General features: G+C 37.7%; 4 protein-coding genes. All 4 read left to right on the top strand.

Features of this window, described 5'->3' with window-relative positions; translation table 11 throughout:
* Positions 1–219: 219 nt before the first annotated feature.
* From H6G97_RS46925 to H6G97_RS46910, 4 genes are read left to right on the top strand one after another with little or no spacing between them, the layout of a single operon-like run.
* Positions 220–2,088, top strand: coding sequence for a helicase HerA domain-containing protein (locus H6G97_RS46925; RefSeq protein WP_242056105.1), 1,869 nt, complete (start codon positions 220–222; stop codon positions 2,086–2,088).
* Positions 2,085–2,627, top strand: a complete 543-nt coding sequence (locus H6G97_RS46920) for a hypothetical protein (RefSeq protein WP_190947223.1) — start codon at positions 2,085–2,087, stop codon at positions 2,625–2,627. The genes H6G97_RS46925 and H6G97_RS46920 overlap by 4 nt, the downstream gene beginning before the upstream one ends.
* Positions 2,566–3,306 (top strand): hypothetical protein, encoded by a 741-nt coding sequence (locus tag H6G97_RS46915; protein ID WP_242056104.1) that lies wholly within the window; start codon positions 2,566–2,568, stop codon positions 3,304–3,306. Before H6G97_RS46920 ends, H6G97_RS46915 begins: the two co-directional genes overlap by 62 nt.
* Positions 3,300–3,968: a hypothetical protein gene (locus H6G97_RS46910; protein WP_190947222.1), complete on the top strand. Its 669-nt coding sequence runs from the start codon at positions 3,300–3,302 to the stop codon at positions 3,966–3,968. Before H6G97_RS46915 ends, H6G97_RS46910 begins: the two co-directional genes overlap by 7 nt.
* Positions 3,969–4,066: the final 98 nt, after the last annotated feature.

Here is a 4,066-nt window from a genome sequence, read left to right as displayed (position 1 = left end):
TTTAATTCAGCAACTAAAACGCCCAAGTATTCCTATGTGCTTGGTTTGATTTAAATTGTCGTGTGGTAGGGCTACGCCCCGCTCGCTATTTGTTCCAGTTGCGTAAGTCCTGAATTTAATGAGGCTGAACCTTCTGGCTCACAATATATTGATCAGTTACATGTAACATCAGTACTTTTAAATAACGGTATTCCCTATGCTGATAGGCAATGGGTATGTTTGCCAACAAAAAACGCCGATAAAAAATATGTAGGTGTGATGACACTTGCTCAAAAACCAGAAGCATTTGCTTCTACTCGTGATCAAGTGCGCTTTCTATGGAATATATTCTCCCGTGAAGTGATTCATGATATTGAAATTATTACTGAAATAAGTCCAGCAGACCAAAAAATAGTTAGACTAACTCAGCAATTAATCACAAGACGTTCGCGTAATGCTGAAATTAGTGCAAGTAAGAAAACCATCGACGTAGCTTCACAGATTAATACAGAATGGTCGGTGAATGCACAAAAGCAGCTTTATACGGGGGACGTACCAGAAAATCTAGCGTTAATTGTTCTTGTTTATCGCAATACGCTTGAAGAAATTGATGATGCTTGCAGATTAATTTCGGGCTATATAAATCAACCTGCGGAGTTAATTCGAGAAACCCAGTATGCATGGTCTATTTGGCTGGATAGTTTATTAATTAAACAAAGACCTCAATTAACGAGTCCTTACAATCGACGCACCACTTTTTTTAGTAGTGAGGTAATAGGGTTAATACCTACTTTACAAACAGCTTTGGCGGACAAGCAAGGGTTTGAATTGATCGCCGATGAGGGGCACTCACCAGTTTGTCTTGATTTATCCAAAACTAAAAACATGATGGTAATCGGTACTACTGGGAGTGGGAAATCTGTACTAGTATCGTCTATTATTGCTGAGTGTTTAGCATTGGGAATGTCAATATTAATGATTGACTTGCCCAATGACGACGGTTCTGGTACATTTGGCGATTTCACACCTTACTACAATGGATTTTATTTTGATATATCCAAGCAATCGAATAATCTTGTACAGCCATTAGATTTATCAAAGATCCCTGAATCACAACGAGAAGATAGAGCAAAAGCACATCGCAATGATGTAAATTTGATAGTGTTGCAGTTGGTTTTAGGTTCCCAACAATTTGATGGCTTTCTGGCGCAAACAATCGAGTCTTTAATCCCTCTGGGTACAAAAGCGTTTTACGACAATCCTGATATTCAACGCCGATTTGAATCAGCAAAACAAGCAGGTATTGGTACGCCAGAATGGGCTGACACCCCAACTCTAATTGACATGGAACAGTTTTTCAGTGCCGATTGTATTGATTTAGGCTATGAAGATGAAAATGTAGACAAAGCGTTGAACTACATTCGCTTGCGACTCCAGTACTGGAAAGCTAGTTCAATAGGCGATGCCATCTGTAAACCTTCCACTTTCCAAACTGATTCTAAATTAATTACTTTCGCCTTAACTAATCTGCAATCTGATAAAGAAGCAGAAGTTTTCGGGATGTCAGCATATATTGCGGCATCGAGACAGTCTCTGTCGTCAACCAATAGTATGTTTTTCATGGATGAGGCTAGTGTATTACTGCGGTTCCCTTCCTTGTCTCGTTTGGTAGGGCGGAAGTGCGCTACAGCTCGAAAGTCAGGATGCCGTATTGTTATAGCTGCCCAGGATGTGATTTCTATAGCGAAATCGTCAGCAGGGGAACAAATATTACAAAATATGCCTTTAAGGTTGATTGGGCGAATTGTTCCAGGTGCAGCAACAAGTTTTTCTGAACTACTTGGTATTCCTAGAGAAATCATCGACAAGAATGAAACCTTCACCCCCAATATCCAACAAGTATATACATTATGGCTGCTGGACTACAACAACAGATACATTAGGTGTCGTTATTACCCTTGTTATCCCCTTTTGGCCTTGGTTGTCAATGGTAGGGAAGAACAAGAATCACGAGATAAGTTTAAGAAAATTTACAACGATAAGTTTACTTGGGTGGCAGAATTTTCTAAGTATTATGTTGATTGTGTAAAGCAGGGTCAGCCATTATGAAAATTCTCTCATTAGGAATTCAAAACAAGATTTTGTTGGCAATATTAGCAGGGGTAGTATCAATAGGAAGTTTTCAAGTATGGGAATACAAAAAAAAGGAAGATGAAAAGTTTGTTGCTAATAAAGAAACCAGTTGCAAAGTTCAATTAAAAATGGGTCAAGATGCGGTGAGAAGAAGCAGAATTTTACGCAGCTTGAAGTACAACAATATAGTGATTTCGAGAGTAGAACAACCCGGAATTACTACCAGTTTTGTGAAAGGTGATACTTATTTATTGATGTCTCGGACTAACGGTTCTACTCTTCCGGTAGATACCGATGTTTACGACAGTATTATTTTTAGAAGTCTTTTGAAAACAAGACTAGATCCTGAAGCCTTACTTGTAAAAGCTGTTTCTATCGACAAACAAAATAAAAAAGCTATAGTTTCTTCTGATTGTACCCCTAAACCTTTTGCAGTTTCATTGAAAAATTTATATGAAGAATATCAAACACTTACTGATGATTCAGGTTATAGCCGTACAGATATTTCTTTCTAGTGTCCCAGCGAACGCACAAACCAACAACAAACAAAGTCAATCTTTTTTGACCCAATTTGAAGAGATTTACCACAGTTTACAGATTTACATCAACAACTATCAAAAAGAGTTCTCTAAAGCCGTTGGTAAATTAGAAGCGGAGTTAAATCAGGCAATTCAGTCTAGTGTAGGTGACTTAGGGATTCCTGACCCTTTTAAAGCTGGTAAGAACATTGAAAAAGTTTTACAAAAGCAAGAAACTCAATTATTAGAATTAGATCCTGGGACTCAAGCAAAAAATGCAATTAAAAAATGGAATCAACAATACACCCGTGGTCAATCTCAATCTGTCTTAGGTACTGAAGGACAAACAGTGCAAAGACAAGAATCTGAAATAACTAATGATGCGATTTCGCAATCTTCAAGTAGTGCAAATGCAGCACAACTTGATGTTATTACACAAGACATTCTCAAAAAAGTTGCTATCCAAAATTTACAAACTGCTGTAGTTACCAAATCTATCCATACTGAAGCTCAAAAACAATTCCGTTTTTTAGCGGCAGCAAATATGAACTTGGCAGATATTTCTGGTCGTATGGATGAGCAATCAAAAAGACAAGATAGCGAAGCTAACGCAACAGCTAGAGAAATATTACGAACTGCTGCGGTTAATGATGCTTTTTGGAAAAATCAATGGTAAATCTGCTCGTCTATGCTCAATCAAGTGGTCAACAACCAGGACAGAATACAGGCGTTACTATATCCGGTGAGATTGTTGACGGTGCTATAAACGGTGCAGAGCTAATTATCAATTCTTTTAAGACTGATTGGGATCAGCTTGCTTCTGGAACAAGCCCTGTTTATAGCGCTGTTGTTGCGGTGTCGATGTTGATAGCTGTAGTTTTGGTTAACTTTTGGTCTTTGGGATGGTACAGAAAATTTGCAGAAGAGGGTTTTTCGAGCAGTTTTGCAACTGAAATGGTTTTTCCTTTGTTAGTGATTTTGATGCTTTCTGGGAATGGTTTTTTATTAGCCAATACAACGATAGCTCTGAAAAATGTATCGGTTAAACTAAATAGGAGCATTTTGGAAATTACTAGAAATGGCGTGAAACTTCAAGATGCTATTCGTGTTGTTAATAATGACCAAAGCTTCGTTTTAGCTACACAAACAAAATTACTTAATTGTGAGAAAGAGCCGGAGAAAGAAGTAGATACAAATGGTAATGAAATAGAGCCTCGAAAAAATTGTATTGAGAATACTATCAATCAAGCAAATACAGAAGCACAAGAAATAAGAAAAAAGAATGGGTTGAACGCTGGGGGAGCTAAATTTAATGTATTTGATGTATCCGCTCGGTAAATCGGGGTAGAAAGAAAAAATCAGAATGTAGATTGGTAGACACGGCGTTATAAAATATGATATATGACGCAAAAATCATCTGCTGGGAACTTAGTATC

The sequence above is a fragment of the Nostoc flagelliforme FACHB-838 genome, assembly GCF_014698065.1.
In the GTDB taxonomy this organism is placed as follows: domain Bacteria; phylum Cyanobacteriota; class Cyanobacteriia; order Cyanobacteriales; family Nostocaceae; genus Nostoc; species Nostoc flagelliforme_B.
Note: the sequence above shows the minus strand (reverse complement) of the source record. Positions and strands in the feature narration are given on the sequence as shown.